Raw genomic sequence first — 25088 nt, 5'->3', positions numbered from 1 at the left:
TGCCACAATATTTTTAGTTTTAGTCTTTCTTTTGATTTTCTATACTACTTGTTAAAGTTGGTAATAACTCTTCAATATTCTTTTTATCAATGTTCTTAGCAATAATAGCTAAATTTATGTATATTCTTAAGATAACTTGATAAAACACATAAAATATTATTGAATATACAATCCCTGTCCACAAAACAGTAGGATTACTTTCTGAATATTCATACCCATAAATATCTTCAACATTTAGAACCGTTGAATAAAGATATAGATAAAATATGCATATACAAACTGGCAACACAATTCCTAATATTTTTAAAAATTTCACTCCATTTAAACCATAATCTTTTTGAATCATCTTTAACATCCTCCAATTTTTTAAATAGTCGAGAGTTCAATGAGGTACTAACATTCCCACAAATCAAACGTCCGTCTTTTGGTAATAAGACACGCCCTTAATAATTAAATTAACCCCTTTCGATTCATAATTTCACTATTACTAACACTATTTTTTAGACTGTGTCTAAAACGAACGAATTAGTGATGCTGTAAGATTATAAACTATTACTGTTATTGTCAGCAGGTACCTAAAGTGCTCCTATCCTTTGTTCTTGATGTTTAGAAGCGGACTGGTAGCAATAGCACTCTGAATCAATGAATCGTCTGCTAACCCTACTAAATACCCTTGTGTAGTACTTATACTTTCATGTCCTAGAAGTTTAGAGAGCGTGAAGATAGATATTCCATTCTTTAACTGTGATTGTGCAAACCAATGTCTAAACGTATGCGGACTTACTCGAACCGTTGCTCTAATCTCACATTTTAGTCCTATCCTCTTTACAACTTTTTGAACCCCATCATTCTTCATGTTTTCCCCCCTAAAATTACGGAAAAACATTTGATTCTTTGGTATATGTTTAGATTTAAAATATGCATCTCTGACTCTTCTATATTTTATTATTTGTTGAGCTACTGGTGGCGTTACGTAAAGCATCCTTTGTTTCCCTCTTTTAGCTTTATCTACAAATATTGATTCTGTTGATACGTTCTCATCTTTTAAATTAGTTAATTCATTTACTCTTAAACCGCAATCTGCCATAATCATTATCATTAATTTATCACGTTCAGCATGAAACTTATTCTTTTGTTTCCCTGCTTCAGCAATCATTTGCTCAACTTCTCTATCATTAAAAATAACTAGTAATTTTTGTTGTTTAGGCATGAATTTAACCCTTCGTGTAGGATCTTGATATTCCGTTAAATAATCTTCTTGAATTAAAAAATCATAATATACTCGTATCTGACTTAATCTACTGTTGCAATACGTCGCTGTATGACCTTCTTTTAATTCTGTTAGATATGTGCGTAGTAAACTCTTTGTCACTCTTGAAGGTATCTCTGCTCCTTTACTAATGCAGTATTCACTAAAGTGATTAATACCACATTTATAATTTTTTATTGTTTCCTGTTTAAATCCTTCTGATGTTTTTACTAATATCAATTCCTTGAGAGAGGAATACCAATTAATAACAATTTCAATATCAAGTTCTTCATCAAAATGCACAAAAAAACACCAACCTTTCACATTTATTTGCGACAAGATTGGTGTTTCGTATATTACGTCCATTATTTGTATTACTGCCATATTTAATATTGTAAATACCTTTATATCAACGTTTAAAGAGGTTTTAATGGCTTCAGCAATCATTGAGATTACTGCCATTTTGTGTTTCCTCCAATTGGTTTTTATTTTTCCTCTCTCAAAGTCAACTGTGTGAAGGACTTGCATGCAAGCACCACTCCACGCATCTTTTGAGATGTGGTATTTGGTTTGTATTTGCTCTTTAGAACAAGCATAACCTCAAATAGTATAATATAATTCCAGAGATATTTCAAGTGTTTTGTTTATTTATTTGACTGTTAGTTAGGATTTTATCGGTCAATGTTCGAACATGCTCTTCAAATCTATTTATCTCGACAGAATACACGCACAATCGAAACTGTGTATCAAATAACATCATTTAGTCAATAATATTCCTCATTATTTGATACGCTTCTATCAATGCAGTGGTCTTAATGACAACTTCATCAACTGTTATTTCAACTATATCTGTCTGTTTATTTATTCCTTTGGTATAAAGTGTTACGAATTCCTCTTCTTTATATGTTATCCATCCTCTATTAATATTTTCATGACTAAAAATCATCTCATTTTTCAAATCCAACAGAAGTTCTATTTGCTTATTTGAATGATTGAATCTTTCAATAATGTTCTCTAAATTTTTTTGTTGAATGTTTCTTTTCTTCATCTTTCTTCACCTCAGTAAACTCCGTACGTTTGTATCCATCTTTTTAGATACATTCACTAACAATCTCTAAAAGCTCGCTTCAACATTTTCTTAAATCCACCTAGTCACAGAGTACTAAACAAAATCATTGCTTAAATATGGTTTCTAGAACAAACGCTATTAATGCCCCAAAAAGGAAAACAAACGTCCAAACTTGATTACGGATAAAAAATAATGAACTCCGTGGATCCCAAGAAATCCGCATGAGTTTAATCGTTAAACGACTAAATTTTCGTTTGAATCTAGTTTGTTCCGTTTCTACAATTTGATTAAACATTTCATCGGATAATCCTTCTTCATTTCGAACCCATACTATTGTCAACAAAAAATTGAGTAGTGCTGAAATCAATAGCATGAGTGTCGCAAAAAACCGATCGGCTAAAGCAATTTCTAAACTAAGTGGTGTCGCTAATAAAAAGGCGGTAAATACCGCGATAGCCACCATAAATCCTTTTCGATTATAAACAATCATTTTTCTTCTCCTATCGTAACGTTCTCAATTAACTTCAAATTAATCAGTATCGATTGAGTCTACCATAGTTCGAACGTCACAGGATGCCCAAAACTTCCTTTGGTAGACCCCCTTTTTTAGACATCTCTTCTCCCCTTAACAATCTTTAGATTTGTTTAACAAAGCTGGCTATTGATTCGCACAGATTTTTCATCCCAATGTTTCCTATAGTCGCCTTATCCCAAAATAATAACTGCCTAAATCTCTTGTTTGTCAAAAGAAAAAGAGAGCACCCAGAATTGCTTCTTATGCTAGACTAAAAACAAGTTTTTTATTTTATGCTGATTGAGCGATTCTTAACTTGAAGTTTCAACAAATTAACACAGCGGGAGGGATAGATTCGTGGGATTCATGCTAAAGAGAGATGATTTGATTACTTTTATTAAAGATAGAAAATATTATGATGGTTCTGAAATTATCCTTTGGGGAAATGTTAAAAATACTAGAAGGGCATTTGTTGTACTTATCTTTAATCAGACAGGGCTACTAACTTTACCGATTACCCCTAGCGGTAAAATTGAAGGCAGTATCCTCATCACAGAACATCATGAAATTCGCTCAGTGAGATTTAAAAAAGGTATTCTTTCGTATAAACTAATTGTTGATAGTGTAACTTACGATGTACCACCATTTCATGTCAATAAAATAATGATTGGTTACAAGCCACAACAGGAAGAGCTCGCTCGATTATTAAACAAGTACAGCTAAGATTTCCAAAGGATTCAAGAAACGAATCAAAAAAACAAAGAAAATGGACGAATCACCCATTTTCTTTGTTTTTTGTTACTTATGTCACAGCTGATACCGTTATTTATAAAAAAGAATTAGCGCCAGTAATTATTGGCCGCTGCAACTGTTTGGAAATTCACAGCAATTACTTGCGAGGCAAACGTTAAGCTATCTGCGTTATTTTCATAAACCTCACGCAATTTTTGTTTCACTTCTGGATCTGACTGTACATAACCTACGCCTTTACGAGCCAGCGTAATTGCTAGTTCAAAACCTTCTTGCGGTGTATCTGTGATTAATGTTGGTAACCATGTATCCATTGTTTTAACCTCCTTATCATTAACGTTCATTTTTTTATCTTGTGAACGTTCTTTCATTATAACATGTTTAAAAGAAAAATTCAGGTGCTTTTCGCATTTTTTATATAATTTATTATATAAAAAGATTAATAAATGAATTGGAGTAAGACAATAATGACAAATAAATACGCAATAATCGAATAAACGAGGCTACTTGTTGCAAACCCCTCATCCGCTCCATAACCTTTCGCTAGGATTGGCATTGAGTTTTGTACTGGCATCGCAGATTGTAAGATGAAGACATTCAACATTAAGGTCGGTACTTCAATAAACTTGGACAACGTCACAATCACTAACGGACTGATCAGATAACGACCAATTAATACGCCGATGGTCTCTTTATCGAGCTTTAAATTTTTAATTCCAGTCTGGTAAATGATAATTCCAATGACAAATAGAGATAATGGCGTCGTTAAATGACTTAGATAGCGTGAAAAATCACGCAATGGTGTCACTAATGGAATCTCAAGCAACATCCAACATAATCCAACAAAGAAACCTAGTAAGGCAGGAGATAACAGCTTTTTTAATAAAAAGCGAACATCAAACATTTCTCTGACTTGCTGGCGTTCTAAATTATCACTTTGAATTAAATAGATTCCCCATGTGAAAAAGAAAGTTGTATTACAAATATAGTAAAGCAACGCATAGGGCACTGCTTTTTCACCGAATACGGCAATGTTAATTGGCAATCCCATGAAAATTGTATTGGATGCCGTAAACATCGTTTTAAACATACCGATTCTTCCTAAAGGTACTTTGGCTAATTTCGCATAGAGGACACTAATGAAATAGGTAATCACAATCGACAAGGCCGGAAGTAAAATACCTTTTGCTAACCCTAAAAACTCCGCCTTCGTAAATCGTTCCGTCATATTCAAAAACATATTTAACGGTAAAGCGATGTTTAAGACTAACTTGGAAAAAACATCCGCAATGTGATTATCAAACCACTTTCTCCAAGTCAAAATGTAACCAACGATCATCACTCCAAAAACAACGAGGATATTTAAATAAGCTTCTAACACACAAAAACACTCCTAATCTCTCATTCTTTACTCTCCTTTGTATTCTATCATTCTTTCTAGCTTATCTCCTTCTTTATTACTATGAAATTTTATACATTTTTGTTATGATAGGTCTGAATATTATACAAGGAGGAAAATACTTGAAAAAAAGTGAACGACATGCGATTATTGAAAATCTCATTCAAAAAAACACCATCCGCACACAAGATGAATTACGTCATTTATTAATGGAAAATGGTGTTGTAGCGACACAAGCCACTATTTCACGAGATATCCGAGATTTGAAAATTGTAAAAGCAGTAGATGCTTCCGGAATTGCTTATTTCCAACAATTTGAAGAAAAAGTACATGAGGATACGACAGAAAAGAATCATTTAAACCAGCTTGTCCAAGACGTTGTGACAAAAGTGGACCGTGTCCAGTTCATGACGATTCTTCATACAATTCCCAACAATGCTCCGATCTTAGCAGCTGCCATTGATGAAATTGAAATGACAGAAAAAGTTTGTTCGCTTGCCGGTTTTGATATTGTAGTGATTATTTCACCTAACGAAGATGCTGCAATTACGTTAGAAAATCGTTTTAAGCAACCTCATTAAAATAAAAAAAGGTTTTTCGTAAAGTAATTTGCTTTACGAAAAACCTTTTTATTTTAAAATGAAAAATCAGCGATAACGACTTCATCTTTCAGAACTTGACTTTGATGAACAACATGGTAGTTTGTAGCGTAAGAAAGTGCTTCTCTGTACGTTTTAAACTGTTTTTCCTTCTTTTCCTTGTCATATGTGACAGCAACAACTGAATAATTCATTGAATACTCCCCTTTTCATCATTATAAGACTGGTACCGTTGTCTTACTTTCTCTATCGACTGAAATCGTGAATAAATTAACTTGTTTTCAGAGCAAATAAAAACATCCCTAATCCTCTTTTTCAAGAGGATTAGAAATGATTCATCGGTCAATAGCTTACATTTTATCTGGTGTGTGTAATCCTAGTAAGCGCAGGTCTTCTTTTAGTAAAATGGTTACAGCATAAACAAGCGCTAAGCGTGCTTCTTTTTCTGAATCATCAACTAAGATTTTTGTATTCGCATAATACTTATTAAAAGCTTGTGCTAATTTAATCGCATGTTTAGCAATAATTGAAGGCTCATATTTCTCAGCCGCTTGTAAGACAACTTCTGGATAACTTTGAATATACTTCATTACTTCCCAGCTCGCTTCATCATTTAGTTGATACGTAGCTGCTTCGTCGACAGTAAATTCGGCTTTTTGTAAAATACTCATCGCACGTGCATGCGCGTATTGAACATATGGACCAGTCTCTCCTTCAAATCTTACCACTTCTTCAAGGGTAAAGTCAAAACTGTTCAAACGATCATTTTTTAAATCGTGGAAAACAACCGCACCGACACCTACTTGGCGAGCCACTTCGTCTTTGTTTTCAAGTGTTGGATTTTTTGCACTGATCTGTTCATTTGCTAATGCAATCGCTTCGTTTAAGACTTCTTCTAATAAAACAATCTTCCCTTTACGAGTTGATAATTTCTTACCATCTTTTGTAATTAAACCAAATGGAATATGGTGCATTTCATCCGACCAAGCGAAGTCCATTTCTTTTAAAACGGCTTTCAGTTGTTTGAAGTGATAGCTTTGCTCATTACCTACAACGTATAATGATTTGGCAAAGTTATATTTACGTTTACGGTATAAGGCTGCTGCCATGTCACGTGTAATATATAACGTCGCACCATCTGATTTACGGATTAACGCTGGGTTTAAATCATAGTTTGATAAGTCAACAATTTCTGCCCCTTGATCCGATGCTAATAAATGCTTTTCTTCTAACATTTCAACGACTTCATCCATTTTATCATTATAGAAAGCTTCGCCGTTTAATGAATCAAAAGACACTTCTAACATATCATAAATTTTGTTAAATTCTTTCATTGATTCGTCGCGGAACCATTGCCATAGATGAAAAGCCTCTTCATCGCCTTCTTCTAATTTCTTAAACCAAGCACGAGCTTCGTCTTCTAACGTTGCATCTTTTTCTGCTTCTTCGTGGAAACCGACATATAATCTTAGTAATTCATTAATTGGCTCTGCTTTAACCGCTTCTTCACTGCCCCATTTTTTATAAGCAACAATCAGTTTACCAAATTGTGTACCCCAGTCACCTAAGTGGTTGATACGGATTGGTTGGTAACCAATTTTTTCTAAAATAAAGGCAATCGAATTTCCGATAACGGTTGAACGTAAATGCCCCATTGAAATTGGCTTAGCAATATTTGGTGAAGACATATCAATTGGTACATTTTGTCCATTACCGATTGATTGGTCACCGTAATGGTTTTTTTCTTTAATCACTTGTGCTAAAACGGCTTGCGTAACAACTCCTTTATCCATAAAGAAGTTTAAGTATGGACCAACCACTTGGATTTTTTCAAAATGACTACCATCAATTTTCTCAGCTAATTCCTGAGCGATTTGTTGTGGTGCTTTACGGTATGCTTTGGCTAAACCAAACGCCGGAAAGGCCACGTCTCCATGAGCTGCTGTTTTTGGTTTCTCTAAAAATTGTGTCACTTGCTCTAATGTTAAATCCTCTTTAACTACGTCATAAATGGCTTTGGCTACAATATTTTTGTTATTCATTTATATCATCCTCCTAAATTATCATCTATCTTTTTCATCTTGCAATTACATCAAAGAGCTTTGAATGCTCTTAAAAAAACAAAAAAAGTCCCTAGTGTTGATTTACACTAGAGACGAGATTTCCCGCGGTACCACTCTGTTTGTTCGATTAACGAACCCACTTTATCTAATAACGGTAGATGCCGTTTGCTATGCAAATTTCTCAAGGGCGTTTCACTTTTCCTTTTTATTCGGCTTCCACCAACTCCGAACTCGCTTAAAAAAAACAAAAAAGTTACTCTTCTTGATCAACAATCGAATATTCAATTTAATCACATGAATTATAACAAAATTTCAGAAAATAAGCTAGTTAATTTCACGATTAATCTTTGTTTGGAAAAACTAAGCTTGGATTGGCATTTAAATCCATCTGCGCCAAATGCTGTTTTTGTAATTCAACATGTGCTGCAGCACCAATCATCGCAGCATTATCACCACATAATTTCAATGGTGGGAAAATCAGTTGAACGTCTGGTAATTCACTTGAAACGGCTTGAGTTAACGCTGTACGCAATCCTTTGTTTGCCGCCACGCCGCCTGCCACAACAAGTTGCTTGATAGGATAAGTTTGACACGCACGAATTGTTTTGTTGACTAGAACATCAATCACACTCGCTTGAAAACTTGCGGCTAAATCTTCTTTTATCAAGGTTTCTCCACGTTGCTCTGCATTATGAACGAAATTAATAAAAGAACTCTTTAATCCACTAAAACTAAAATCAAAATGGGGTTCGTGAATCATCGCCCGTGGAAAATTGTAGGTATCTTGCCCCAAATGCGCCAGTTCATCTATTTCTTTACCACTTGGATAGGACAAACCAAGTACTCGACCGACTTTGTCATAGGCTTCACCAGCAGCATCGTCGCGTGTTTCACCAATAATTTCAAACGATCCGTCTTCTGCCATATAAACCAATTCCGTATGACCACCACTAACAAGTAATGCCATTAAAGGAAAGACTAATGGCTCAACAAAGCGTGCGGCATAAATGTGTCCTGCCATATGATTGACTGGAATCAATGGTAAATCATGTGCCCAAGCAAATGATTTTGCAGCTGCAATCCCAATTAGTAAAGCACCGACAAGACCCGGGCCTTGTGTTACGGCCACTGCGGTTAAATCTGCAACTTTCACTTGAGCTTCTTCCAATGCTTCTTCGATACAAATTGTTATTTCTTCCACATGGTGTCGACTAGCTACTTCTGGAACAATACCACCAAAGCGCTGATGACTCTTGATTTGGGAAGCAATCACATTGCTTAATATTTTCGCACCATCTTCAACCACTGCGACACTCGTCTCATCACAGCTACTTTCGATTGCTAAAATTAATTCTCTCATTTCTTTTCTAGCCTACCTTACTTTTTTTAACATAATTACGGCGTCTTCCGTTGGGTAATAATAATAGTTTTTACGGATGCCAATGGCTTCAAATCCATTTTTTTCATATACTTGCTTCGCTGCATGGTTTGATGCTCGTACTTCTAGAAATATCGAATCAACCTCAGCTTTTTGCGCTAAATTTATGAGCGCTTGAATCAGTTGTTGAGCAAGTCCTTTTTTTTGATGCGCAGGATGAACCGCGACTTGCATAATTTCCATTTCCGATAAAATGAGATGACAAGCTAAAAATCCAAGTAGCTGACCCTCTTGCTCCCATAAAAAATACCGACTATGTGGCAACGCTAAATCAGTCTGCCACTGTTCTCTCGTCCAAGGAGAGCCGTGCGGATAACTCGCATCCGCCAAATCAAAAACTAGATGCGCTAACTCCTCGTTGGTAAATGCTTCTTTCGTTTTAATCATAAATACTTCACCATATCAATCGCATCCTCTTGATTCTCATCATAATATTGCGGTAACACTTTACGTGAGACATAACCGAAGCGGCGATACAGTCGCTGAGCATCCTGATTGCTGCGGCGCACTTCTAATGACATCGTGGCACAATCAAGTGATCGAGAAAACTTTTCAGATTCCTCCAACAAAATCGTTCCGATGCCTAACCCCTGAAATTGTGGCAACACTGCAATATTCGTAATATGCCCGTCTGATAGCGATACACGCACGCCCATGAAACCAATCATTTGATTTTCTTCTAACACCCCTAAATAAAGATGCGCATGACGTGAATAAAGCTCCGATAAAAATGCACTCCGGACCCAAGGTGTCTCGCCTTCGTACACTTTACGTTGCACATCAAGTAAATTTTTAATGTCGCCTGCATTTAGTTGACGGATTTCAAACTCTCGCTCGTTTATCCGAATTCTTTTGGTCGTGTATTGCTTACGAAAATTTCTAAATAGCGCTGATTGAAAAGGATTAAACCTTCTCCACATAACTTTCAACTCCTGCTTGTTGAGTCTGAGTCGCTAACCAATTCTCTTCAGCCTCGACCAATTTCAAGTACTCTGGTAAAAAATCATGAATGTTATCAACTGGCTGCTCCTTTGCTCCTAAAGCTGCCAATGTGATGCCATTAGGATAATTCCATGCAGGGTTTTGATTAATCGCCGTTTCTGGGAAATCAACTAAAATGGCTTCACGAAAGACTTCGACATCTTCGCCGACAAAATAAACTGCTCGACCTGCTAATTTTTCCAATAAATTTTCTAAAGAAAGGTGTTGATCGGGTAAAACATTAACTAAAACACCGGCTTGCCATTCATACGCCCCTGCGTAAACATTTTGACGGCGCGCATTAAAAATTGGCACAATCCACTCTGAACGTCCAATGCAATTAGCCGCAATCGTTTTTAAACTAGAAATTCCAACCAACTCTATTTTCAACGTGTCAGCTAACGTCTTCGCGGCTGTCACACCAATCCGCAGACCAGTATAAGAACCTGGACCTTGAGCGACAACAATCCGATCAAAGTCTTTTGGTTTTAGCCCGACTTTTTGCACAAGTAATTCAACGGCTGGCATTAAAGTAACACTATGGTTTTTATTAATAGTCGTTTGAATTTGACCAAGCACTCTCTGATCATCCATAACGCCGATAGCTAGTGTTTGATTCGATGTATCGATTGATAAAATTTTCATTTTTTTCCCTACCTTTACAGATTCCTGTTCATTTTACCATAAAAAGAAAGGCAAAAACAGCTTCTGCGCTCCTTAAATTAAGGAAGCTTCTTAAGGAAAAATTAAAGTTTTTAAATAACTAAAAAATGCTTGTTACGTTAAAATTGATGCGTTACCTCTGAGTGTTCTGTCATATTTTGTGATTCAATTCCTTATATTATGAGCACTAGATGCACCTTTTCAATCGATTGGATTGATTATTTACTTGTTTTTCGAACGAATTTCACGAGCAAAATCAATGAAACCGCTCTTTTTTCAATAACAAAAATTGTCGGACTTCCTTTTAAAAAAAGTGTATGCTTACCATATCTTTTTACAGCGCATACGAGGAGTGCTAAGCTTAATCTATCAAGGATTTCTAAATTTTCCTTGTGTTGTCATTATTATTTTTTCAACATAAAAAATTTAAAGGAGATGAAGAAAATGGGATTATTATGGTCGTTAATTGTCGGAGGCGTGATTGGTGCAATTGCTGGATCCATCACGAAAAAAGGTGGTTCGATGGGTATCATCGCAAATGTAGCAGCTGGATTAATTGGTTCCTCTCTCGGACAATCCCTATTTGGTAGTTGGGGTTGGAAAGTAGCTGGAATGGCTGTTTTCCCTTCAATCCTCGGTGCTGTTATCTTAGTCGCAGTGGTTTCTTTCTTCTTCGGACGTAAAGACGCCTAATTCTTACTAAAAAAACCGTTTCTTTCACTGCTAAGCAGTTTGAAGAAACGGTTTTTTTTTAATCCAAATTCAACTGTGTCGATTCTCTTAAAATGAGCTCTGTACCAACGGTGATTTTTCGAGCAACTGGAGCTTCTTCTTGAATCAATTCAAGCATTGTTGAAACAGCCAACTCCCCCATCCATTCTGTATAAACTTTTACGGTAGATAGAGCCGGTGTGACGTACTTTGCAACACTGACATCGTTAAAACCGATGACTGAAATATCTGTCGGTACGCTTAGACCGTGTGCTTGAATCGCGCGCATTGCTCCAATGGCTAGTGCATCACTTGAAGCAAAAAATGCTGTCGGATACGTTGGATTGTTTTCTAAAAAGTGCTTCATTTGCAAAAAGCCGTCATCGATTGTAAAAGTACCTTTTAAATGATAGGCTTCATCGTACATTTTTAAACGCATCAATGATTCTCGAAAAGCTAAATAGCGCGGATCTTCAATCTCATAGTGACTTTCCTTCGTATACTCCACACCAGATAAAATCCCAATTGTTTGATGTTTTTCTTTAATCAACTGATCAATTACAAGTTGGACGCCTTGTGTGAAATCTACAACTAAAGAGTTTTGACCAAGCGACAAGCCATCAAAATCGACGAATAACAACTCTCCTGTTAGTCTAGTCAACTGTTTAATTTCACGTTGATCAAACTTTCCTAGAGCAATTGTCCCTTGAGTTTCCACTTCTGAAAGTTCCGTCATCTGTTCTTTTAATAAGCGAATATTTAGTTCTTCCGCTTTTTTTTCAATCCCTAAACGAATCGCCAAGTAATACAAATCAGCCAGTTCTTCCTCGCTATCGTACCATTGGACCAAACGTAAAACGGCAGATTCCCGACGTTTGTTTTTATGCTTCGTATAATTCAACGCTTCAGCAATTTCGAAAACTTTCTTCTCGGTTTCTTTACTAACCGATAGTTCTGGATCGTAATTCAACACGCGAGAGACCGTTGCCGGAGAAACTCCGGCTTTTTGCGCAATATCTTTAATGGTTGCCATGCGTTTCTCCTTTCAGTTCATTACAAACTCTTGATAAAGGCATTAAATCCGGCTTGACCAGATGCATCTCGCTTAAAGACACCGGCATCTTCTAAGACTCTTGTAAAGATTAAACCGACTTCTTGTTGGACAATGCCCTTGACATTCTCCACTGTAAAGTCATGATTTTCTTTCATTTTATCTGCCCATGGAAGATGGTATTCGGCTATTGCATTGGCCTCATTTAGCACATACTTTTCCACTTCAACTAATTCTTTTTCCAATCGAGGTGGTAAAACGGCTAAGCCCATGACTTCAATCAAACCAATATTTTCTTTTTTAATGTGTTGCACGTCTTTATGTGGATGGAAAATCCCATCTGGGTGTTCCTCTGACACGTTATTGTCACGTAAAACAAGGTCCATTTCAAACAATTTACCCTGACGTCGCGCAATCGGCGTAACAGTGTGATTTGGCGTACCATCTTCACTAAATGCAACAATCGACAATTCTGGTGCTGAGTACTGCTGCCATTTCGCTAAAATATACTCCGATGCATCAACAATCGCTTTTTTGTCGACACTTTGTAGACGAATCACTGACATTGGCCATTTGACAATTCCAGCCGTCACCTTATCAAACCCTGGAATCGCAAAAATTTTCTCGATCGGTGCGCGTTCCATCGCAAATTCGTAGCGTCCAGCTTGATAATGATCGTGTGATAAAATCGATCCTCCAACAATCGGTAAATCGGCATTTGATCCGACAAAATAATGAGGTAAAACTTCCACAATCGTCGTTAAACGTTCAAATGTTTGGCGCGCAATTTTCATTGGACGGTGTTCTTCAGACAAAATAATCGAATGCTCATTGTAATAAGCGTATGGTGAATATTGGAAACCCCATGCCTCACCATCTAGGTTCATGCGAATCAAACGATGATTCGTACGTGCTGGATAATTCATCCGACCTTTATAGCCTTCATTTTCCATACATAGCATACATTTTGGGTAATCAACAACCGTCATATTTTTTTGTGCTGCAATTTCTTTCGGATCTTTTTCTGGTTTCGATAAATTGATCGTAATATCGAGTTCACCATAAGCCGTTTCAATTGGGAAAACAATATTTTTAGCAATCGCACGGGTTTTGATGTAATCATTTCGTTGACATAATTCAAAGAAATAGTCCGTTGCTTCAGTTGGTGATTTTTCGTAATGTTGAGCAAAGAACGCATTCACAACAGAAGGTGGTGGCGTTAATAGATCCATCAGTTCCCCTTCTAAGATTTCGGTTTCTGCTAAGGTGTTCCCAATCACACCATTTTCTTTCGCTTTAGCAATCAAAACGTCCATCAAATCAATCGGTAAAACATCAACTGGCTGAACGACATAAGTATCGAGTGCGACTTCACCAATCATCCCTAATACGCGATTTTGAAGATAGATTCGATCCATCTCCATCCACCCACCTGATTCAATACCACAAGTAATAAAATCAGCAATAACTTGACTAATACTCATCTTTAAAACTCCTAATCTTGATAACCATTCGGATGACTCACATGCCAATTCCACGCAGTTTCAATAATTTTTTTCACATCAGTGTATTCTGGTTTCCAACCTAAGATTTCACTCGCCTTGGCACTTGATGCCACAAGCGATGCTGGATCGCCTGCACGTCTTGGTGCAACAATCGCTGGGATATCCTTACCTGTGACTTCACGGGCTGCATCAAGCATTTCTTTCACGGAATAGCCGTTGTTACTACCTAAATTAAAGACATTACTTTCATTACCTGCCTTTAAGTATTCGAGCGCTAAAATATGTGCCGCAATTAAATCTTCGACATGGACATAATCACGGATACAAGTGCCATCTGGCGTGTCATAATCATCTCCGAAAATAGATAATGCTTCTCTTTGACCAAGCGCTACTTGTAAAATAATCGGAACTAAATGCGTTTCAGGTGTGTGATCTTCACCGATTGCAGCATCTGATTTTGCTCCTGCAACGTTAAAGTAACGCAATGCCACATATTTCATGCCGTAAGCACCGTCACACCATTTCATCATTTTTTCCATCATTAATTTACTTTCACCGTATGGATTTTTCGGATTGGTTGGTGTCGTCTCAACAATTGGACTGACTTCTGGCTCACCATAAGTTGCAGCTGTTGATGAGAAGACAATGTTTTTCACATCAAAAGCTTCCATCACTTCTAAAACAATTTGCATACCATAAACATTATTATTGAAATATTTTAACGGTTGTTCAACAGATTCTCCCACAAGCGAACTAGCCGCAAAGTGGATCACCCCTTCAATTTTTTCTTTTTCAAAGACACTTGTGACAAAAGCTTTATCTCGAATATCGCCTTCATAAAAAATAGCGTCCTTATGAACGGATGCGCGATGTCCAGTTAATAAATTATCAATCACAACAACTTTATATCCCTTACGAATCAATTGATCTACAGCGTGAGAACCTATATAACCCGCACCACCTAAAACTAAAATTGACATCTTATTCACCCTTATTCTTTCGATTTTTTATAATTTACGTGCACCATCATCAATGCTCGCCTGATAAATATCGGTTGCATAGCCAATTTTTTCTAAATATTCTTTTGAAACCGTCTCAACAAAATCTTGCCAGTCAGCCGCTTTGACTAAAGCAATCGCACAACCACCAAAACCAGCACCCGTCATTCGTGCACCTAAGACACTCAGATGTGCTTGTGCTGCCGCAACTAGTGTATCTAATTCGATTCCAGTCACTTCATAGTCGTCTTTTAGCGACGTGTGAGAAGCATTTAATAATAAACCAAATTCAGCTAAATCACCGGCTTGTAGCGCTTTTTTCGCTTTTAATGTACGTTGGTTTTCGGTTACTGCATGTTTTGCACGACGAATCAACGTCTCATCTTCAATGAAATTGGTATTTGCAAAGAACGTTTCTTCGTCCAAAGCACCTAATGAATCAATTGACAGTTTTGTCTGGAGTCGGCGTAGTGCCTCTTCGCATTCACTTCGACGCTCGTTGTATTTAGAATCGGCTAGTTCACGACGCTTGTTCGTATTCATAATTGCCACCACATACTCACCAAACTCTGCAGGTACCACTTCATATTCTAAAGTATTTGTATCTAATAATAAAGCGTGATCTTTTTTCCCCATACCAATTGCGAATTGATCCATGATTCCTGAATTAACGCCAATAAAGGCATTTTCTACTTTTTTACCCGTCTTCACAATCTCTAGCATTTCAACATCTAGATTAAATAAATCTTTCAAAATAACACCTGTTAACATTTCAATCGAAGCCGATGACGAAAGACCTGCGCCATTTGGAATATTACCATAAAAAACAACTTCAAAACCTGAATCGATGATAAAACCGGCTTCTTTTAAGTAACGCACCATGCCTTTAGGATAGTTTGTCCAATCGTGGGCTTTATCATAATCCAAGTCATCGACTGAAAATTCAATGATTCCCTTTTCAGGGAAATTCTCTGAATACAAACGAATTTGCTTGTCTTCGCGTTTTTTAGCTAAACCGAATGTCCCAATTGTAATACTCGCTGGAAACACGTAACCACCATTATAATCGGTATGTTCTCCAATTAAATTAATTCGCCCAGGGGCAAAATAGCTACCTGTTGCCTCTTCGCCAAATTTCTCTTTAAAAATTGCTTGCAAGTCTTTTTCCATCGTAAACGCTCCTTTATTCTTATTAGTAAACTTATTATAAAACATTTAGTAAATGTTTACAATAGAATTTACCTGATATTTTTAACCGTTTTCACTTTGCAAAATCAATCAAATGCTTCATAATAAAGATACGAGTTAAAAAGTGAGGTGAAAGAACAATGAAAAAATTTCTCTCTGGTTTTGTTGTTGGTTCTTTAATTACAACCGCAGCAACTGTCAGCTTAATTGCTGCCGTTAAAAAAACAGTTATTGATCCAATCGAAGAAAAAGAAGCCATTCAAGATGAAGCGCGTCGAAAAGCACACCGTAAAAGCTATGCACGTTAAAAAAACGTTGGAATGTTCTCATAACGAGAATATTCCAACGTTTTTATTATTTTTAAAGCATTTTCTTTTTCTTTGTTTTACCAGACCACTCACTGTAACCTGTTTTCAAAATAAAGATATTTGTGTAACCTTGTTTACGCAATTTATTCGCGGCACGAACACTCAATGTTTTCGTGTTATCGTATAAATAAATCGGTATGTCTTTGCGGATACCACCCATTGAATCAGCGAACAGTGTATAAGGGACATTACGCGCACCTAAAATGTGGCCCGCATCGAATTCATTTTTCTCACGCACATCAATGATTTGCGCTCGACGCATGCCTGCTTTGAATTCTTCTTCCGTAATAATCGTAGCTGATTTTTTCCCCATGAAATAGTAGAATAACCAGTTTGCTCCAAAAAATAATAAAACTGAAACTAAAACTAAATTTAACCATAATAAAATTTGACTAATACCCATTAAAAAATCGACCTTCCTAATCTAAAAGTTGCAATGCCAATGACGCTGCGCCAATGACCCCTGCTTCATTACCTAATTGTGCTAATTTAATGACCGTGCTTTCATTCACTTGTGGGAATGTAAACTGGAAGAAATACTTCTCAACACGGCTACGTAAAAACTCTCCTGCTGCACTCACGCCACCACCTAGAACAATACTTGATGGATTCAACGTGTTCCCTAAGTTCCCGCAAGCAAGACCTAAATAGAAACAAACTCTATCAATGACTAATAACGCTAACGCATCGTCTGCTTGTGCTAATTCAAAAATATCTTTACTTGATACATCTTGACCATCATCTAGACGTTTCTTCAGTTCTGAATCTCCCGCATACTCTTCTGCTAACTGTCGAGCGACACGAACCACACCTGTTGCGCTTGAAACCGTTTCTAAACAACCTACTTTACCACACGTACACTCAAAACCAAATGGATCGACCGTAATATGACCAATTTCACCAGCACAGCCAGCCACACCATGAAGTAACGTATTTTCCATAATAATACCGCCACCAACACCGGTACCAAGCGTAATAAAAATGACATCCGGGTTATTATCACCGGCACCTTTCCAACGCTCACCTAAAGCTGCAACGTTTGCATCGTTATCAAGCACAAAAGGAATCCCTGTACCTTCTTCGATTTGTTGACGAATCGGTTGAACCGTTTTCCAGTTTAAATTATACGCACCGACAACAGTCCCTTTTTCACGATCGACACTACCTGGTGTTCCCATACCAATCCCGATAAAGTCTGCTGCACTCAAGTTATATAAGTCTAAATGGTGATTAATTGACGCAATAATATCTGGAACAATATGTGAACCTTCATCTAAAATGTTCGTTTGAATACTCCATTTTTGCTGAATGTCCCCTTCTTGTGTTAAGATCGCAAACTTTGCTGTTGTACCACCTAAATCAATTCCAATAATTTTCTTTGCCGACATCATAAATCCTCCCTCATCCGTTCCACTCTATGTTCTCTTTTTAGTATAGCCCATGCTTTTAAGTAAGTTGGTTGATCAATGAGATGATTATCAAATAATTGTTTGACCTCTTGCGACATCAACTCAATATCATAAATACGCTTTCCTAAATAAATAATCACGCCAAAACGTTTTAATAGCTGTTGGACATCGTATAAACTTTCCATCATTTAAAAACACTTCCTACATTATACTCGTATTCGTTCCTTTTTGAAACCGTGTATCCTAAATCAGTATAACATTATCGTTCAAAAATTTTAAGACTCGTACACAAACTGTCATATAAATCGCGTATTCTAAACATTTATCGATTGAAATTCACTATTGCTTAAAGAAAATTATATTTCTGTAACCCATAAAAGATACAAAAACCAATAAAAAAGACTAAAATCATCCCTGAAATAATTCGAAGATGAATGGAGTACGTTTTAACAGACTTCAACGGTAAGGCCACGATATTTCCCATTAAAATACCACCGATTAACCCACCTAAATGCCCATAGAAATCAATTGTTTGATCAAATATCCCAAATAGGAAATTCAACCCAATAAATAACGCAAATTGTCGTACCATCGCTTGAATCATCGGATTATCTTTAAAATGAAAACCAAGTACAATAAAAGCACCAAACATTCCGAATAATCCAGTACTCGCACCTGCTGATTGTACACGTAAATCATTAAAAGCAAAACTCAATAAATTCCCGGCGACCCCACTCATTAAATAAATGGCAAAGAAACGCCAATGCCCATAAACTGCTTCAACTTGCTGCCCCATATAATAGAGAATTACTGAGTTCACCGCAAAGTGCATCAAACCATAATGAATAAACAATGGCGTAATAAAACGCCAATATTCATGATTCATGACAACTGCGGGCCCAAACATTGATCCTCGAAATTCAATCATTAAACCAGGAAGTAAATAAGCTAGCGCAAAAACAGCTGTTTGAATCGATAAAAAGCCAATCGTAATAAATGGCTGCGTCTTCCAATTTCTTAAGTTCATTCTGCTCCCTCCACTTCTTTAACCGAATCGGTATAAATTCGTTGGACTGGAATATCAAAATTATCCACTGTCCAATCGTTGTTGATCTGTTCCGAAAAAACCATCGCACACGTCGATCCTTGATAATCTGCAAGGTAGCGATCGTAGAACCCACCGCCAAATCCGACACGGTAACCTTTTTTCGAAAAGACTAGACCAGGTACGACAATTAAATCAATCGCTGTTTTTTCAACGAGCAACTCACTAACAGGCTCTTCTACTCCAAATTTGGTAAGAACATATTGACTGGCAGCATCGACTTCATAAAAAGCCAATTTCCGGTGTGACAATGATTTCGGTACAACGACTTTCTTACCTTCTTGATACGCTTTTTCAGCAATTTTACTCGTATCAAATTCAAAATCGGTTGCCTTAATGATCGCAATCGTTTGCGCTTCTTTCCATTCCTTTGATGCAAAAAATAAAGACAATATGATTGCTTCTTTTTCCGCTTTTTTCTCTGGGTGATTCGCCAATTTCTTTAAGCGTTTAATTGCCGTCTGACGGATCAATTCTTTATTCATCGCACTCACACTCCTACAAGAAATAGTACCGAAAAAACGAGAGAATAGCAAACGGAATTATTGTGAAGAACGTGTGAAGCTATTTAGTTGAAACGACTCAAATTTCCTACAAAATAAAAACACCCTAGTAAAGTTATCAATAGACAAATCCGTCTAGTTTCGCTACGATTTATTTAGATAAAAAATTCAAAGGAGAAAAACGATGAGGCTTTGGCACGAAAAAATTATCCCTTCCTTACCGCGACAACAATTACTCGGTCAACATCGAGAATGTTGCGCATTGCGTGGAAACGGTTGGCAAAAAAACCATTCAACCGTGAACTATGTCTTTAATTATTCACCTTACAAACTCTTTCAATACCATCAATTAATCATGGAAGAAATGCATTCTCGGGGTTATAAACCCTCAGATGTATGGAAAGAGCCACGATACCGTGGACTAAAGTGCCAAAATTATCATTCACTCGCTACCGTACCATTGACGCAACCAATCTATCCAGAACACAACGCACAGTACCTTGCAGAGTGTTTAGATAATTTGAGAGAAAAAGGAATTGATCTATCATCATCCGATGCCAACGGATAGCTCTTGCTAGATAGACGATTTTCATGCGACAAAAAAGGCTAGCTGAATACCATAAGAGAGTTTTCAAATTATTTTCTATCAATTCTAGATAAATATTTCTTCTTTGGTATAATCAAAGAAGAATCTAGTACTCGATACGAACAATATTGAATACGAATGAATGGAGGTCAACAGAAGTGGAAAATATGATCGAGGTAGTCGAAATGGCTCAAACGAATGCATACAATATCCTAAGAAATGCGGTCGTTGATCGAGATGGTCCCGCGAATTGGAATAATAATGGCTATCATTACCACAATATCGAGGTGGCTTTGATACCAGACCCAGACAATCCACATGTGATTGCCGTTTACTCTGAATACCCAACGCCTAAAGGTGCCAAAATTAAAAGAAGTGGTCTGATTGGCTTCTTACCACCAAACGCCGGTGTCACGATCATCGAGCGGACATTAGTCAACGCAATTATCAAAGAAGGCTTCAAAAATATCGAAGTAAAAGTTGATGTTTCTGACTTTATTGATGAAGAGTTTAATCACACAGAAGAAGAGTTATTCGAAGAGCACAATTATGAAAACTTCGAAGAAAAAGACCGTAATCCCTATTATTATAAAACACAGGTAAACAAATTCATCTTCTGCTTTTTAGCCATTTTCTTCGGATCTTTTGGCGCGCAATGGTTCTATGCAAAACAATATAGCAAAGGATTGTGGTATCTCTTACTATGTTGGACAACATTGCCAATGTTTCTAGGATGGTACCAAGGCATCAAGGCCTTACTGATGAAAACAGATAATAGTTATTTGATCGAAGTATAGAAAAACGTCCAAAACTCAAGATAGGAATCAGTCTAACAACCTTATTCAAGATGAGTTTCAAAAATCACTCAAACTTTTTAGTGAAGCTTCAAGAAAGATACTTTCAAATAAAATTGTTCCATCGAATAAGCTCACCTACCTTGTCAGCTAATCACCTCTGTTACATGGGATGTCGCCACAACACCGCATAGGACATTGCGATATCCCCATAACAATGGACATCTATACTCATATCACTGACAGCGTATAAAAGAAGGCAATTTCAACATTAATCGAACACTTTGGTTTTTGAACCCGGGGTCAATTACGGGGTCAAAAACTTCCCCCAAAACAAAAAAAGAGCCATAAACCTTGATATACAAGGTTTATGACTACGACTAAATGTTGATTATTTAGTTTCACGGTGTAAAGTAACTTTTCTTTCACGTGGGCAGAATTTTTGTTTTTCTAAACGATCCGGAGTGTTACGTTTACTTTTGCTTGTTAGGTAGTTACGTTCTTTACAAGAAGTACATTCTAAAGTGATGTTTACGCGCATGATTTTCCCTCCCATACATTACAGAATTCTCTAAGTCATTTCTCAGACTTGATTATAATATCATGTTTCGACAGTAATTGCTAGTCTTTTTCTGATTTTTGTTAAGTATTTTTACTTGACGAAAAAGGTGTTCTTCACGCTTTCAATGAAGACGCCTTTTTCGTTTTTATTGTTAAAAATCTGACCAACTATCTTTTTTCGGGGGTGTTTCTTCATTTTTCGTCTCTTTTTTTTCTTTGTTTTTAGCGGCTAAAAAATAATAGACGCCATAAACAAACCCGATAATTAATAAAATTCTAACGATAAAAAAGGCCATTATTATTCACCTTCTTTAACAATTGCATTTGCTCCGTTGACCGTCACCCATCCATGTTCTTTACGGGCTTGAGCTTCTTCATATTTGATCAAATTCTCTGTAACAGAATCCGCAATTTTTTTATTTGCTTCCGCTTCGGCTTCGGCTTGTTTAGTCGTTTCATACGCTTTGGCATCCGCTTGTGTTTTCTTCGTTTCGGCATCTAGTTTTGCTTTTTCATTTTCTTGTCCAGATAAAACAATGGCATCAATTGATTTTTGCGTTTCTGCATCAATTTCAGGTACACCAACAGTTACATCTTCAACAACAAATCCTTTAATCTCAACTGCTTTTAAGAAATTTGCAAGTAATTGACCTTCTGCTTCAGATGATTTACCTGATAAGATATCTAGAATTGTATATTGTGAATAAACATCACGTGCTTCTTTTTGTAATTTTGATTTTAACCAACCTTCTTCGATATCACCCGAAGTAATATTACCGAATTCTTTATACATCGCAGCGGTTTTTGTTGGATCAATTTTATAGTCATATTTAATATTAACCGATGTTTTCTTCCCATCTGCAGTCGCAATTGAAACATTTTCAGCTTGAATCGTTTGTAAACGAATCGGGTACTGTGTCACTTTATCTAATCCGACAAATTTAATCCCTTGTCCTAGGGTTTCGTCACGAACGCCGCCGTTAATTGAATAACGTACGCCGACATAGCCGTTTTCAATTTTTTCAAAAAAGACAAATGCGCCTGCAATCACCAGTCCGATTACTAAAACGCCAATAATACTTGATTTAATCATTGTTCCTGTGTTCTTTTTTCCTGTACTTTTCATTACTTATCCTACTTTCTTGTATGCGTTCATACCATTCTATTATACGGTTCTTTTGATTTGATTCCAAATGTATTTCTTAATTTTCTTTAAAATTTCAGACTGAATTCTGTATATTTTCAGAAAACGTGTTATAGTTGAATCAATACGACAGATATTTTTAAGCAACATTTTTAATATCTTTTAAGGAAATTTATTCAAAACTGGCGCAACTATAGGGTTGCAAGGGTGTATTAGTGGTTAGGGAATACATCGTTTAAATGAGAAAGAATTAAACATTCGTAATAGTCATGATCCAACTTTAAAACATTAATATTATGCGTTAGATAGCCTTCTCTTTGTCAAAAAGAGAGGGCTATCGTTCATTTTATCGACTATTCAATTAATGCTAAATCATAGATTGTATAATCACAGCGATAAATAAACAAATACTCGCCATCAATTAGCAATCCAGTACTTTTTGGTACATCGGTTTTGTACAACGAAACATGATCACCGGCATATGTTGCGAGTGGTGTACCGTTTTGACTGCGGATCAGAACAACTTTCTTTTTTCCATCAAAAGCATTACGTTTCTCATTAATCATCGAATTCAATATTGGAATTCCTCGCTGCATGTTTGTTGTATCGACTGTTTTCGTGTAGTCATCAAAAATATTTTCTAACCCCGTCTCAGCAATAATCATTGAAGAACCGACGTGGTGCATCTCCTTACTACCAACACTAATTTTGATGACGGAAGAATCTTTACTTTCCTCGTTTGTATCAAACGTTGCATCGCGTTCAATTAATATCGATTTCCCCGTAATTTTATCAATTACTTGGCTGCTTTCATCGTACGTTTGGATTGTCATTTCTAAGCCCTTAAAACTTTCTTCGAACCCCTTAAACCACATTCGAATATCTTGACAACCGGCTAAACTGACGGCAAAAATACTTAATGTTACGCCAAAAAGTATTTTTTTCATGTGTTTCTTCATTTTACTCATTCCTTTCAAAGCTTGTTTGACTAAGAAAATCATAACAGTTTTTTTGTACAAAAAACACGTACTTAAGACGGATATTTTGCTTTTATCGTTAAATAACAAAGAGTTTTAGTGATAAATTTTATCGCTTTAAAATAGTCCCCTTAATGTTTTCTTAATCATTTGAAAACCCTTTAATCATTGTTTTAAAGCCATTTCGAAGGTATCAAAACTAAAAACCTCTTAAATTAAACTAAAATATTGACGGTTTTAAAATAGGTATGGTATATTTAGATTACGGAATTTCGTTATTAACGTTAAGTTGCCTTTCATCAACTATCAGAAAGGAGAATGCATTATGACATTCTATAACAATCAAATGGAGTACCGTGTGACACTAAACACTGAATTAAACTTATTCATTGTTTTTGACAAACGTGACGAAAATCACTTTGCCACAGGTAAAACCATTGAAGAAGCAGTACAAGAATTATCAAAACAAGTATAAGGAGAGCGAGTCTTCCATGGACGAACATTCGAGTACGAAAAAATAGCATCTACTGAAATCAAACAGTAGGTGCTATTTTTGTATGTTTTTTTAGTTTAAACTCCAATAATTAATTGCCTTTTATTCTAATCAACTGGATACTTCTCAGCATTTTTAGCTAACTTTTTATTAATAATATCTTCAATATTGAAATCCAGATTATCTGCCATCATCAACGAATAAATTAAAACATCGGCTAATTCTTCTTCTATGCGTTCACGTTTTGCATGAATCACTTCTTCTGGTTGTACCCATTGAAAGAGTTCCAATAACTCTGCTGCCTCTAAAGAAATGGATAGCGCTAAATCTTTTTCATTGTGAGCGGGACGCCAATTGCGATCATCACGAAATTTATTAATTGCTTGAGTAATTTTTTCCATTAGATAACTTCCTTTGTTTTGTTATTTTTGTCATGCTAAATTAGTTGTTCCTTCTCTAAATTATTCAATGATTGACCTTTTACCATCTTTCAGTCTATCTTACCATTTGTATTCATCACACAAACAGCATAAAATGGCTCTTAAAACAACGAATCCTTTCGCTAAAGTGAAACGTGTAACCTTCCTGATTCAATAATTTTAACGCATAATTAACATGCTTTTTGACTGATAAATAAGATTTAACACATCACTTTTATAATTCCTTTCGTCTGTCCTTTCATATAAAATATCACTTGCTTATATCATATCTAAATATAACTTGAATATAATAATTGTATCACAATGACATAATAATTTTAAACATATTAACAAAAAAAGAACCAAACAAGAGTGGTTGAAGTGCTCCCTGTCAAGTAGACAGTGTTAAAAACAAAAACTAATATTTTAGATTACGCAATCTCTTATCGTGAGATTGCGTTTTTTATGCTGTTAATTTTCAGTATTCATTTGGAGAGTAATTGTTTAATGATTCGACGTAACGATAGTTATTGTAGTAGCGGATATAGCGA

The 25088-nt window shown here is 36.2% G+C and carries 33 protein-coding genes and 1 other annotated feature; of the genes, 7 read left to right on the top strand and 26 right to left on the bottom strand.

The window, feature by feature from the left end:
• Positions 1 to 19 precede the first annotated feature (19 nt).
• From IEV09_RS08240 to IEV09_RS08225, 4 genes are all read right to left on the bottom strand, one after another.
• Positions 20 to 346 (bottom strand): hypothetical protein, encoded by a 327-nt coding sequence (locus IEV09_RS08240; protein WP_188367813.1) that lies wholly within the window; start codon positions 344 to 346, stop codon positions 20 to 22.
• Positions 347 to 586: 240 nt separating this feature from the next.
• Positions 587 to 1711 carry a tyrosine-type recombinase/integrase gene (locus tag IEV09_RS08235; RefSeq protein ID WP_188367812.1) on the bottom strand — a complete coding sequence of 375 codons (1125 nt, stop codon included), beginning with the start codon at positions 1709 to 1711 and terminating at the stop codon, positions 587 to 589.
• A 298-nt stretch (positions 1712 to 2009) separates the two neighbouring features.
• Positions 2010 to 2297 (bottom strand): hypothetical protein, encoded by a 288-nt coding sequence (locus tag IEV09_RS08230; protein ID WP_188367811.1) that lies wholly within the window; start codon positions 2295 to 2297, stop codon positions 2010 to 2012.
• 124 nt (positions 2298 to 2421) lie between these two features.
• Entirely contained in the window at positions 2422 to 2808 is a 387-nt protein-coding gene (locus IEV09_RS08225) for a hypothetical protein (protein ID WP_188367810.1), read from the bottom strand.
• A 390-nt stretch (positions 2809 to 3198) separates the two neighbouring features.
• Between IEV09_RS08225 and IEV09_RS08220 the strand changes: the two genes are divergently transcribed.
• Positions 3199 to 3555: a hypothetical protein gene (locus IEV09_RS08220; protein ID WP_229731689.1), complete on the top strand. Its 357-nt coding sequence runs from the start codon at positions 3199 to 3201 to the stop codon at positions 3553 to 3555.
• 116 nt (positions 3556 to 3671) lie between these two features.
• Here IEV09_RS08220 and IEV09_RS08215 read toward each other — a convergent pair whose 3' ends face one another.
• Complete coding sequence (locus IEV09_RS08215) at positions 3672 to 3896, bottom strand: hexameric tyrosine-coordinated heme protein (protein ID WP_188367808.1); 225 nt, start codon at positions 3894 to 3896, stop codon at positions 3672 to 3674.
• A 125-nt stretch (positions 3897 to 4021) separates the two neighbouring features.
• Entirely contained in the window at positions 4022 to 4963 is a 942-nt protein-coding gene (locus IEV09_RS08210) for an AEC family transporter (protein WP_188367807.1), read from the bottom strand.
• 140 nt (positions 4964 to 5103) lie between these two features.
• Here IEV09_RS08210 and IEV09_RS08205 point away from each other — a divergent pair, with 140 nt between their 5' ends.
• Entirely contained in the window at positions 5104 to 5562 is a 459-nt protein-coding gene (locus tag IEV09_RS08205) for an arginine repressor (protein ID WP_188367806.1), read from the top strand.
• A 53-nt stretch (positions 5563 to 5615) separates the two neighbouring features.
• Here the strand turns inward: IEV09_RS08205 and IEV09_RS08200 are convergent, their stop codons facing one another.
• The 6 genes from IEV09_RS08200 to tsaB all read right to left on the bottom strand — a co-directional run bounded on the left by IEV09_RS08200 (position 5616) and on the right by tsaB (position 10707).
• Entirely contained in the window at positions 5616 to 5774 is a 159-nt protein-coding gene (locus IEV09_RS08200; RefSeq protein WP_188367805.1) for a hypothetical protein, read from the bottom strand.
• Between the two features lie 156 nt (positions 5775 to 5930).
• Entirely contained in the window at positions 5931 to 7622 is a 1692-nt protein-coding gene (gene argS / locus IEV09_RS08195; RefSeq protein ID WP_188367804.1) for an arginine--tRNA ligase, read from the bottom strand.
• A 106-nt stretch (positions 7623 to 7728) separates the two neighbouring features.
• Positions 7729 to 7922, bottom strand: a binding site (T-box leader).
• A gap of 61 nt (positions 7923 to 7983) precedes the next feature.
• Positions 7984 to 9003, bottom strand: coding sequence for a tRNA (adenosine(37)-N6)-threonylcarbamoyltransferase complex transferase subunit TsaD (gene tsaD, locus IEV09_RS08190; protein ID WP_188367803.1), 1020 nt, complete (start codon positions 9001 to 9003; stop codon positions 7984 to 7986).
• Positions 9004 to 9015: 12 nt separating this feature from the next.
• Complete coding sequence (gene rimI / locus IEV09_RS08185) at positions 9016 to 9468, bottom strand: ribosomal protein S18-alanine N-acetyltransferase (RefSeq protein WP_188367802.1); 453 nt, start codon at positions 9466 to 9468, stop codon at positions 9016 to 9018.
• Positions 9465 to 10001 carry a ribosomal protein S18-alanine N-acetyltransferase gene (gene rimI, locus IEV09_RS08180; protein ID WP_188367801.1) on the bottom strand — a complete coding sequence of 179 codons (537 nt, stop codon included), beginning with the start codon at positions 9999 to 10001 and terminating at the stop codon, positions 9465 to 9467. The genes rimI (IEV09_RS08185) and rimI (IEV09_RS08180) overlap by 4 nt, the downstream gene beginning before the upstream one ends.
• Positions 9985 to 10707, bottom strand: coding sequence for a tRNA (adenosine(37)-N6)-threonylcarbamoyltransferase complex dimerization subunit type 1 TsaB (gene tsaB / locus IEV09_RS08175; RefSeq protein ID WP_188367800.1), 723 nt, complete (start codon positions 10705 to 10707; stop codon positions 9985 to 9987). The genes rimI (IEV09_RS08180) and tsaB overlap by 17 nt, the downstream gene beginning before the upstream one ends.
• 462 nt (positions 10708 to 11169) lie before the next feature.
• Here tsaB and IEV09_RS08170 point away from each other — a divergent pair, with 462 nt between their 5' ends.
• Positions 11170 to 11418, top strand: coding sequence for a GlsB/YeaQ/YmgE family stress response membrane protein (locus tag IEV09_RS08170; protein ID WP_188367799.1), 249 nt, complete (start codon positions 11170 to 11172; stop codon positions 11416 to 11418).
• A 58-nt stretch (positions 11419 to 11476) separates the two neighbouring features.
• Here IEV09_RS08170 and IEV09_RS08165 read toward each other — a convergent pair whose 3' ends face one another.
• Genes IEV09_RS08165 through IEV09_RS08150 form a run of 4 tightly spaced genes read right to left on the bottom strand, consistent with a single transcriptional unit; the run spans position 11477 to position 16160 of the window.
• Positions 11477 to 12469, bottom strand: a complete 993-nt coding sequence (locus tag IEV09_RS08165; RefSeq protein WP_188367798.1) for a LacI family DNA-binding transcriptional regulator — start codon at positions 12467 to 12469, stop codon at positions 11477 to 11479.
• 20 nt (positions 12470 to 12489) lie between these two features.
• On the bottom strand, positions 12490 to 13971 hold the full coding sequence (galT, locus tag IEV09_RS08160; RefSeq protein WP_188367797.1) for a UDP-glucose--hexose-1-phosphate uridylyltransferase: 1482 nt from the start codon (positions 13969 to 13971) through the stop codon (positions 12490 to 12492).
• An 11-nt stretch (positions 13972 to 13982) separates the two neighbouring features.
• On the bottom strand, positions 13983 to 14972 hold the full coding sequence (gene galE / locus IEV09_RS08155; protein WP_188367796.1) for a UDP-glucose 4-epimerase GalE: 990 nt from the start codon (positions 14970 to 14972) through the stop codon (positions 13983 to 13985).
• 27 nt (positions 14973 to 14999) lie between these two features.
• Positions 15000 to 16160 carry a galactokinase gene (locus IEV09_RS08150; RefSeq protein ID WP_188367795.1) on the bottom strand — a complete coding sequence of 387 codons (1161 nt, stop codon included), beginning with the start codon at positions 16158 to 16160 and terminating at the stop codon, positions 15000 to 15002.
• 158 nt (positions 16161 to 16318) lie between these two features.
• Between IEV09_RS08150 and IEV09_RS08145 the strand changes: the two genes are divergently transcribed.
• Positions 16319 to 16486, top strand: a complete 168-nt coding sequence (locus IEV09_RS08145; RefSeq protein WP_188367794.1) for a DUF3042 family protein — start codon at positions 16319 to 16321, stop codon at positions 16484 to 16486.
• Between the two features lie 52 nt (positions 16487 to 16538).
• On the opposite strand, the gene IEV09_RS08140 is transcribed toward IEV09_RS08145, so the two are convergent.
• The 5 genes from IEV09_RS08140 to IEV09_RS08120 form a co-directional block, all read right to left on the bottom strand.
• Complete coding sequence (locus IEV09_RS08140; RefSeq protein WP_188367793.1) at positions 16539 to 16949, bottom strand: rhodanese-like domain-containing protein; 411 nt, start codon at positions 16947 to 16949, stop codon at positions 16539 to 16541.
• Between the two features lie 16 nt (positions 16950 to 16965).
• A complete protein-coding gene (locus tag IEV09_RS08135) occupies positions 16966 to 17934 on the bottom strand; it encodes an ROK family glucokinase (protein WP_188367792.1) in 969 nt (322 codons plus the stop codon).
• Positions 17934 to 18140: a YqgQ family protein gene (locus tag IEV09_RS08130; RefSeq protein ID WP_188367914.1), complete on the bottom strand. Its 207-nt coding sequence runs from the start codon at positions 18138 to 18140 to the stop codon at positions 17934 to 17936. The genes IEV09_RS08135 and IEV09_RS08130 overlap by 1 nt, the downstream gene beginning before the upstream one ends.
• Before the next feature lie 161 nt (positions 18141 to 18301).
• Complete coding sequence (locus tag IEV09_RS08125; protein ID WP_188367791.1) at positions 18302 to 18982, bottom strand: rhomboid family intramembrane serine protease; 681 nt, start codon at positions 18980 to 18982, stop codon at positions 18302 to 18304.
• Positions 18979 to 19545, bottom strand: coding sequence for a 5-formyltetrahydrofolate cyclo-ligase (locus IEV09_RS08120; RefSeq protein WP_188367790.1), 567 nt, complete (start codon positions 19543 to 19545; stop codon positions 18979 to 18981). The genes IEV09_RS08125 and IEV09_RS08120 overlap by 4 nt, the downstream gene beginning before the upstream one ends.
• Before the next feature lie 202 nt (positions 19546 to 19747).
• On the opposite strand from IEV09_RS08120, the gene IEV09_RS08115 reads away from it, so the two are divergent.
• Entirely contained in the window at positions 19748 to 20131 is a 384-nt protein-coding gene (locus tag IEV09_RS08115) for a TIGR02328 family protein (protein WP_188367789.1), read from the top strand.
• Positions 20132 to 20316: 185 nt separating this feature from the next.
• Positions 20317 to 20946 carry a TM2 domain-containing protein gene (locus tag IEV09_RS08110; RefSeq protein ID WP_229731688.1) on the top strand — a complete coding sequence of 210 codons (630 nt, stop codon included), beginning with the start codon at positions 20317 to 20319 and terminating at the stop codon, positions 20944 to 20946.
• Between the two features lie 388 nt (positions 20947 to 21334).
• On the opposite strand, the gene rpmG is transcribed toward IEV09_RS08110, so the two are convergent.
• The 4 genes from rpmG to IEV09_RS08090 form a co-directional block, all read right to left on the bottom strand.
• Positions 21335 to 21499 (bottom strand): 50S ribosomal protein L33, encoded by a 165-nt coding sequence (rpmG, locus tag IEV09_RS08105; protein WP_373281477.1) that lies wholly within the window; start codon positions 21497 to 21499, stop codon positions 21335 to 21337.
• Positions 21500 to 21656: 157 nt separating this feature from the next.
• Positions 21657 to 21800, bottom strand: a complete 144-nt coding sequence (locus IEV09_RS08100; RefSeq protein ID WP_188367787.1) for a hypothetical protein — start codon at positions 21798 to 21800, stop codon at positions 21657 to 21659.
• A gap of 2 nt (positions 21801 to 21802) precedes the next feature.
• Positions 21803 to 22597, bottom strand: a complete 795-nt coding sequence (locus IEV09_RS08095; protein WP_188367912.1) for an SPFH domain-containing protein — start codon at positions 22595 to 22597, stop codon at positions 21803 to 21805.
• Between the two features lie 404 nt (positions 22598 to 23001).
• Positions 23002 to 23607 carry a DUF5052 family protein gene (locus IEV09_RS08090; RefSeq protein ID WP_373281476.1) on the bottom strand — a complete coding sequence of 202 codons (606 nt, stop codon included), beginning with the start codon at positions 23605 to 23607 and terminating at the stop codon, positions 23002 to 23004.
• A 343-nt stretch (positions 23608 to 23950) separates the two neighbouring features.
• Between IEV09_RS08090 and IEV09_RS08085 the strand changes: the two genes are divergently transcribed.
• On the top strand, positions 23951 to 24100 hold the full coding sequence (locus tag IEV09_RS08085) for a hypothetical protein (protein ID WP_188367786.1): 150 nt from the start codon (positions 23951 to 23953) through the stop codon (positions 24098 to 24100).
• 125 nt (positions 24101 to 24225) lie between these two features.
• Here IEV09_RS08085 and IEV09_RS08080 read toward each other — a convergent pair whose 3' ends face one another.
• Positions 24226 to 24519: a nucleotide pyrophosphohydrolase gene (locus tag IEV09_RS08080; RefSeq protein ID WP_188367785.1), complete on the bottom strand. Its 294-nt coding sequence runs from the start codon at positions 24517 to 24519 to the stop codon at positions 24226 to 24228.
• Positions 24520 to 25088 lie beyond the last annotated feature (569 nt).

Source organism: Enterococcus alcedinis, assembly GCF_014635985.1.
Classification (GTDB): domain Bacteria; phylum Bacillota; class Bacilli; order Lactobacillales; family Enterococcaceae; genus Enterococcus_I; species Enterococcus_I alcedinis.
This window is presented reverse-complemented; position numbering and strand designations above follow the sequence as displayed.

What these genes read in the sequence shown, in the direction of transcription:
- IEV09_RS08240 (WP_188367813.1), bottom strand. Translation starts at nt 346, where the DNA reads ATGATTCAAAAAGATTATGGTTTAAATGGAGTGAAATTTTTAAAAATA.
- IEV09_RS08235 (WP_188367812.1), bottom strand. Translation starts at nt 1,711, where the DNA reads ATGGCAGTAATCTCAATGATTGCTGAAGCCATTAAAACCTCTTTAAAC.
- IEV09_RS08230 (WP_188367811.1), bottom strand. Translation starts at nt 2,297, where the DNA reads ATGAAGAAAAGAAACATTCAACAAAAAAATTTAGAGAACATTATTGAA.
- IEV09_RS08225 (WP_188367810.1), bottom strand. Translation starts at nt 2,808, where the DNA reads ATGATTGTTTATAATCGAAAAGGATTTATGGTGGCTATCGCGGTATTT.
- IEV09_RS08220 (WP_229731689.1), top strand. Translation starts at nt 3,199, where the DNA reads ATGCTAAAGAGAGATGATTTGATTACTTTTATTAAAGATAGAAAATAT.
- IEV09_RS08215 (WP_188367808.1), bottom strand. Translation starts at nt 3,896, where the DNA reads ATGGATACATGGTTACCAACATTAATCACAGATACACCGCAAGAAGGT.
- IEV09_RS08200 (WP_188367805.1), bottom strand. Translation starts at nt 5,774, where the DNA reads ATGAATTATTCAGTTGTTGCTGTCACATATGACAAGGAAAAGAAGGAA.
- argS (WP_188367804.1), bottom strand. Translation starts at nt 7,622, where the DNA reads ATGAATAACAAAAATATTGTAGCCAAAGCCATTTATGACGTAGTTAAA.
- tsaD (WP_188367803.1), bottom strand. Translation starts at nt 9,003, where the DNA reads ATGAGAGAATTAATTTTAGCAATCGAAAGTAGCTGTGATGAGACGAGT.
- rimI (WP_188367802.1), bottom strand. Translation starts at nt 9,468, where the DNA reads ATGATTAAAACGAAAGAAGCATTTACCAACGAGGAGTTAGCGCATCTA.
- rimI (WP_188367801.1), bottom strand. Translation starts at nt 10,001, where the DNA reads ATGTGGAGAAGGTTTAATCCTTTTCAATCAGCGCTATTTAGAAATTTT.
- tsaB (WP_188367800.1), bottom strand. Translation starts at nt 10,707, where the DNA reads ATGAAAATTTTATCAATCGATACATCGAATCAAACACTAGCTATCGGC.
- IEV09_RS08170 (WP_188367799.1), top strand. Translation starts at nt 11,170, where the DNA reads ATGGGATTATTATGGTCGTTAATTGTCGGAGGCGTGATTGGTGCAATT.
- IEV09_RS08165 (WP_188367798.1), bottom strand. Translation starts at nt 12,469, where the DNA reads ATGGCAACCATTAAAGATATTGCGCAAAAAGCCGGAGTTTCTCCGGCA.
- galT (WP_188367797.1), bottom strand. Translation starts at nt 13,971, where the DNA reads ATGAGTATTAGTCAAGTTATTGCTGATTTTATTACTTGTGGTATTGAA.
- galE (WP_188367796.1), bottom strand. Translation starts at nt 14,972, where the DNA reads ATGTCAATTTTAGTTTTAGGTGGTGCGGGTTATATAGGTTCTCACGCT.
- IEV09_RS08150 (WP_188367795.1), bottom strand. Translation starts at nt 16,160, where the DNA reads ATGGAAAAAGACTTGCAAGCAATTTTTAAAGAGAAATTTGGCGAAGAG.
- IEV09_RS08145 (WP_188367794.1), top strand. Translation starts at nt 16,319, where the DNA reads ATGAAAAAATTTCTCTCTGGTTTTGTTGTTGGTTCTTTAATTACAACC.
- IEV09_RS08140 (WP_188367793.1), bottom strand. Translation starts at nt 16,949, where the DNA reads ATGGGTATTAGTCAAATTTTATTATGGTTAAATTTAGTTTTAGTTTCA.
- IEV09_RS08135 (WP_188367792.1), bottom strand. Translation starts at nt 17,934, where the DNA reads ATGTCGGCAAAGAAAATTATTGGAATTGATTTAGGTGGTACAACAGCA.
- IEV09_RS08130 (WP_188367914.1), bottom strand. Translation starts at nt 18,140, where the DNA reads ATGGAAAGTTTATACGATGTCCAACAGCTATTAAAACGTTTTGGCGTG.
- IEV09_RS08125 (WP_188367791.1), bottom strand. Translation starts at nt 18,982, where the DNA reads ATGAACTTAAGAAATTGGAAGACGCAGCCATTTATTACGATTGGCTTT.
- IEV09_RS08120 (WP_188367790.1), bottom strand. Translation starts at nt 19,545, where the DNA reads ATGAATAAAGAATTGATCCGTCAGACGGCAATTAAACGCTTAAAGAAA.
- IEV09_RS08115 (WP_188367789.1), top strand. Translation starts at nt 19,748, where the DNA reads ATGAGGCTTTGGCACGAAAAAATTATCCCTTCCTTACCGCGACAACAA.
- IEV09_RS08110 (WP_229731688.1), top strand. Translation starts at nt 20,317, where the DNA reads ATGATCGAGGTAGTCGAAATGGCTCAAACGAATGCATACAATATCCTA.
- rpmG (WP_373281477.1), bottom strand. Translation starts at nt 21,499, where the DNA reads ATGGGAGGGAAAATCATGCGCGTAAACATCACTTTAGAATGTACTTCT.
- IEV09_RS08100 (WP_188367787.1), bottom strand. Translation starts at nt 21,800, where the DNA reads ATGGCCTTTTTTATCGTTAGAATTTTATTAATTATCGGGTTTGTTTAT.
- IEV09_RS08095 (WP_188367912.1), bottom strand. Translation starts at nt 22,597, where the DNA reads ATGATTAAATCAAGTATTATTGGCGTTTTAGTAATCGGACTGGTGATT.
- IEV09_RS08090 (WP_373281476.1), bottom strand. Translation starts at nt 23,607, where the DNA reads ATGAAGAAACACATGAAAAAAATACTTTTTGGCGTAACATTAAGTATT.
- IEV09_RS08085 (WP_188367786.1), top strand. Translation starts at nt 23,951, where the DNA reads ATGACATTCTATAACAATCAAATGGAGTACCGTGTGACACTAAACACT.
- IEV09_RS08080 (WP_188367785.1), bottom strand. Translation starts at nt 24,519, where the DNA reads ATGGAAAAAATTACTCAAGCAATTAATAAATTTCGTGATGATCGCAAT.